At 68.2% G+C, this 4,198-nt stretch carries 6 protein-coding genes; 4 read left to right on the forward strand and 2 right to left on the reverse strand.

All coding sequences use genetic code 11. From position 1 onward, the window contains the following. The first annotated feature begins 68 nt into the window (after positions 1–68). From QK444_RS33475 to QK444_RS33485, 3 genes are read left to right on the forward strand one after another with little or no spacing between them, the layout of a single operon-like run. Positions 69–998, forward strand: coding sequence for an ABC transporter ATP-binding protein (locus QK444_RS33475; RefSeq protein ID WP_282786034.1), 930 nt, complete (start codon positions 69–71; stop codon positions 996–998). Further along, positions 995–1,855, forward strand: coding sequence for an ABC transporter permease (locus QK444_RS33480; protein WP_282786035.1), 861 nt, complete (start codon positions 995–997; stop codon positions 1,853–1,855). Before QK444_RS33475 ends, QK444_RS33480 begins: the two co-directional genes overlap by 4 nt. Next, entirely contained in the window at positions 1,845–2,081 is a 237-nt protein-coding gene (locus QK444_RS33485; RefSeq protein WP_282786036.1) for a helix-turn-helix transcriptional regulator, read from the forward strand. Before QK444_RS33480 ends, QK444_RS33485 begins: the two co-directional genes overlap by 11 nt. A gap of 73 nt (positions 2,082–2,154) precedes the next feature. Here QK444_RS33485 and QK444_RS33490 read toward each other — a convergent pair whose 3' ends face one another. After that, positions 2,155–3,030 carry an NAD(P)-binding domain-containing protein gene (locus tag QK444_RS33490; protein WP_282786037.1) on the reverse strand — a complete coding sequence of 292 codons (876 nt, stop codon included), beginning with the start codon at positions 3,028–3,030 and terminating at the stop codon, positions 2,155–2,157. A 138-nt stretch (positions 3,031–3,168) separates the two neighbouring features. Between QK444_RS33490 and QK444_RS33495 the strand changes: the two genes are divergently transcribed. Next, positions 3,169–3,525 carry a helix-turn-helix domain-containing protein gene (locus QK444_RS33495; protein ID WP_282786038.1) on the forward strand — a complete coding sequence of 119 codons (357 nt, stop codon included), beginning with the start codon at positions 3,169–3,171 and terminating at the stop codon, positions 3,523–3,525. 10 nt (positions 3,526–3,535) lie between these two features. Here QK444_RS33495 and QK444_RS33500 read toward each other — a convergent pair. Next, the coding region (locus QK444_RS33500; protein ID WP_282786039.1) for a glycerate kinase at positions 3,536–4,198 on the reverse strand (663 nt) is incomplete at its 5' end.

Genomic DNA, 4,198 nt, shown 5'->3' on the forward strand with positions numbered 1-4,198 from the left:
AGCCTTCGCGCGGTGAAATGTAGTAGATATGCTACATACTGTTTGGCGTTTACTACTGAGAAGGTGTTATGGCTGTCGGCGACGACGTCGCTATCGACGTCGAGAACTTGCGCATGCGCTACGGCACCCGGGATGTGCTCCAGGACGTCACGTTCCAGGCACACCGCGGGGAGGTGCTGGTGCTGCTCGGACCCAACGGAGCGGGCAAGACCACCACCATCGAGATATTGGAAGGCTTTCGAATGCGGTCGGCGGGCCGCGCCGAGGTACTCGGCACCGATCCCGCGCACGGCGACGAGGCGTGGCGGGCGCGACTCGGGGTGGTGCTGCAATCCTGGCGCGATCACGGCAAGTGGCGGGTGCGGGAACTGCTCGGCCACCTGGGCATGTTCTATGCCCCCTACGCCACCCCGGACGTCCGAAGGCCCTGGGACACCGACGAACTCATCGCCGCCGTCGGCCTCACCGAACACGCCGACGCCAAGATCATGGCCCTGTCCGGCGGCCAGCGACGGCGGCTCGATGTGGCCATCGGCATCGTCGGCCGACCCGAACTGCTGTTCCTGGACGAGCCGACAGCGGGCTTCGATCCGCAGGCCCGGCGCGAATTCCACGACCTGGTGCACCGGCTCGCCGATGACGATCGCACCACCATCCTGCTCACCACCCACGATCTGGACGAGGCCGAGAAGCTGGCCGACCGCATCCTGATCCTGGCGGGCGGGCGCATCATCGCCGACGGCTCGGCCGACCAGCTCTCCCGCCGCATCGCCGGTGAGGCCGAAATCCGTTGGACCCGTGACGGTCAGCGCTTCGTCCACACCACGCCCGAATCGACGAAATTCGTCTACGAGCTGTTCCAGCAGCACGGCGAGGCCATCGGGGAACTCGAGGTACGCCGCGCCTCCCTCGAAGACACGTATATGACGCTGGTGCGCCGCTTCGAATCCGGGCAGGGCGAGGCCGAGGTGCACAGCCTGGAGGAGGTCACCCGATGAACCGCACCGAACCCGTCAACGCGGCCGTGCGCGCGGGCGTCCAGCGCGGCTGGATCGAACTGCGCCAGTCGCTCACCAACGGCATGGACCTGTTCTCCATGTTCTTCTGGCCGGTGCTGACCCTGGCGGCGCTGTTCTTCATGCGCAACGGCAGCTACGCGGCCACCGACCTGGGCTTGGGGGCGCTGGCACTGCCCGGCATCCTCGGCATGCTGTTGGCGTTCAACGGCATCTTCGGGATCGCGGGTTATCTGTCGCTGGAACGCGAGGACGGAACCCTGTTGCGCGCCAAGGCCACCCCCAATGGCATGGTCGGCTATCTGATCGGCAAGATCCTCACCACCTCCGGCCAGGTCATCGCCCAGGTGCTGTTGATACTGGTGTTCGGCACCATGCTGGTGGGTGGGGTGGAGCTGAATTCCGTGGGCCGCTGGCTCACCTTGCTCTGGGTGATGGCACTGGGCCTGCTGGCCACGCTGCCGATCGGCGCGATCCTCGGCTCGGTGTTCGAGAACCCGCGTTCGATGGGCATCATGTTCTTGCCCATCATGGGTCTGGTGGCGATCTCCGGCATCTTCTATCCGATCACGGCCATGCCCGACTGGGTACAGGGGGCGGCGCAGGTGTTCCCCATCTACTGGCTGGGCCTGGGCATGCGTTCGGCCATGTTGCCGGACGACGCGGTGGCCGTCGAGATCGCGGGTTCATGGCGGCACTGGGAGACCGCCGCCGTACTGGGCGCGTGGACGGTGGCCGGGCTGCTCATCGCTCCGATCATGCTGCGCCGCATGGCCCGCCGCGAATCGGGCGCGAATCTGGCCGCACGCCGGGAGAAGGCGCTGCAACGTGCCTACTGAGGTCATCTACAACCGGATCGCGATGCTGCGCGCCGAGCGCGGCATCTCGCGCCGGGAACTGTCCGAGGCACTGGGCGTGCACTACCAGACGGTCGGTTATCTGGAACGCGGCGAGTACAGCCCCAGCCTGCACCTGGCCCTGCGGCTCGCCCAGTACTTCGAGGTACCGGTGGAGGTCATCTTCTCCACCACTCCCTTCCCCCGCCTCGGCTCCGAAACCGCCTGAGCGGCGACCGTCCCGCCGTCCGAAACCGATGCCGGACGGCGGGCGTTCCGCACACGCGCCCCGCCGGGGCAGGTCAGGCGCTCTCGCCCTTCATGATCCGGAACACCGGCACGGCGTGCCCGGCCTTGTCCGAGACCTCGATGGCCTTGCGCCACAGGCTCTGCGAGACGTGCGAGAGGGTGGCGTCCACCCCGACTTCTTCGCTGGCGTCGATGATGTGCTGGGCACCGGCGTCCATCATGCGGTAGGCGGAGATATCGCCCCAGCCGCCCTGCTGCGCCGCACCGGCGTACTCCTCCATGAAGAACGGGTAGGCACCGGCGGCGCGCACCGCGTAGGGCAGGAACTGGGCGATGTCGTGGCCGGAGCGGTCGATCATGGCGAGCGCCTGGTCGTAGGCCAGCATCCAGGGGTGGAAGACGGTGAGCAGGGCCTGGTAGAAGATCTGCGACAGGCCGTCGTCCGCGCCCAGGTACTCCGGCGGGCTCAGCGGCGTGAGCAGTTCGGCGTGCGCGTCGAACACCTCGCGGGGACCGCTGTAGAAGATGTAGGACGACGGGTGCTCGATATTGTCGCCCGCGGACATGACGCCACCCGCGATGAACTGCGCGCCGTGCGAGCGCACCCACTTGCCGCCCGCGCGGGCCTGCTCCGGGGAGTCTGAGGACAGGTTGGCGATGATCTTGCCCGCCAGGTGGTCGGTGGCCTGGCCGAGCACGTCATACATGGCGGCGTAGTGGGTGAGGCTGAGGACGGCGACCTCGTTGGCGTCGAGCGCCTCGGCGACGGTGGCCGCCCGCTTGGCCCCGAGTTCCACCATGGCGTCGACCTTGGCCGTGCTCCGGTTCCACACCGTCACCTCGTACCCGGCCTTCAGGAAGGCCCGGACCATGGCCTGACCCATCGGGCCCAGACCGAGGACGGAGACGGAATGCTGCTGCTGAGACATGTTTTGCCCCTTCGGAATCGTGACGTGGTTGCTGTCGGCGCCGACTCCGATACTGGTCGCGACCGATAGGCTCGGGAAGACCGCACGTTCGAGTGGGGTTGCTTACCTCGAGGTTCGAAATCTGGTCAGGAGGACACGGTGTCGCAGGCGAGTGACGCGGATCACGATGTGTGCGGTATGTCCGTGGCCATCGACGTGGTCGGTGGCAAGTGGAAGCTGCACCTCATGTGGGTGCTCGGCGAGGGCCCGCAGCGGTTCGGCGAGATCCGCCGCCTGCTGGACGGGGTCAGCGAGAAGGTGCTCGCGGAGAACCTGCGGCATCTGGAGGCCAGCGGTGTGGTGCACCGCGAGGTCTACCCCGAGATCCCGCCGCGGGTGGAGTATTCCCTGACTCCGCTGGGGCAGGAGCTCAACGAGGCGTTGGGGCCGCTGGAGCGCTGGGGCGAGCGCAATCGGGACCGGGTGCTCGGCCGTCCGCTCACCGCCGCGAGCTAGCCGGTCCGCGTCAACGGCCGCGCGCGCGATGCGCGGTGCGGGTGGTCCGCCCGTCACCGGCCGCGGGTGACTTCGCGCCGATGCGCTGGCCGATGCGCTCGAGGATGGCAGCGGCGTCGGCCATGCAGCGTTCCGGGCTCGGCTCCAGATCCGACAGGGCGAGGTGCGCGGTGAAACCGGCCTCGCGCAGCTGATTCGCGCTGAGCTGGATGCGCCCGGCGACCGCCATGACCGGAACGCCCGCCGCACGGGCGGCATCCCGGACGCCCATGGGCGCTTTGCCGTGCAGGCTCTGGGTGTCCAGCGACCCTTCACCGGTGATTACCAGGTCGGCACCGCGGAGGTGGGTGCGGAAGTCGATGAGTTCCAGGACCAGTTCGATCCCCGGGCGCTTGGTGGCGCCGAGGACGGCCAGCGCGCCGAAACCGGTTCCGCCCGCCGCGCCCGCACCGGACGCATCGGCCAGTTCGGGTGCGACGATCCGGGCCCAGTTCGCCAGAGCGTCCTCGAGCAGCGCCTGATCCTTCGGCTTCGCGCCCTTCTGCCGGGCGTACACCGCCACCGCACCGTTCGGTCCGAGCAGCGGGTTGTCCACATCGCTGGCGAGGATGACATGGGCGTCGGCCAGCGCGGGATGCAGACCGCTCCGATCGATCCGGTCGGCGAACCGCAG

It is taken from the genome of Nocardia sp. CC201C, assembly GCF_030010695.1.
In the GTDB taxonomy this organism is placed as follows: domain Bacteria; phylum Actinomycetota; class Actinomycetes; order Mycobacteriales; family Mycobacteriaceae; genus Nocardia; species Nocardia otitidiscaviarum.

Bases quoted from the DNA above. Each gene is read 5' to 3' on its own strand.
- QK444_RS33475 (WP_282786034.1), top strand. From the start codon at position 69: ATGGCTGTCGGCGACGACGTCGCTATCGACGTCGAGAACTTGCGCATG.
- QK444_RS33490 (WP_282786037.1), bottom strand. From the start codon at position 3,030: ATGTCTCAGCAGCAGCATTCCGTCTCCGTCCTCGGTCTGGGCCCGATG.
- QK444_RS33480 (WP_282786035.1), top strand. From the start codon at position 995: ATGAACCGCACCGAACCCGTCAACGCGGCCGTGCGCGCGGGCGTCCAG.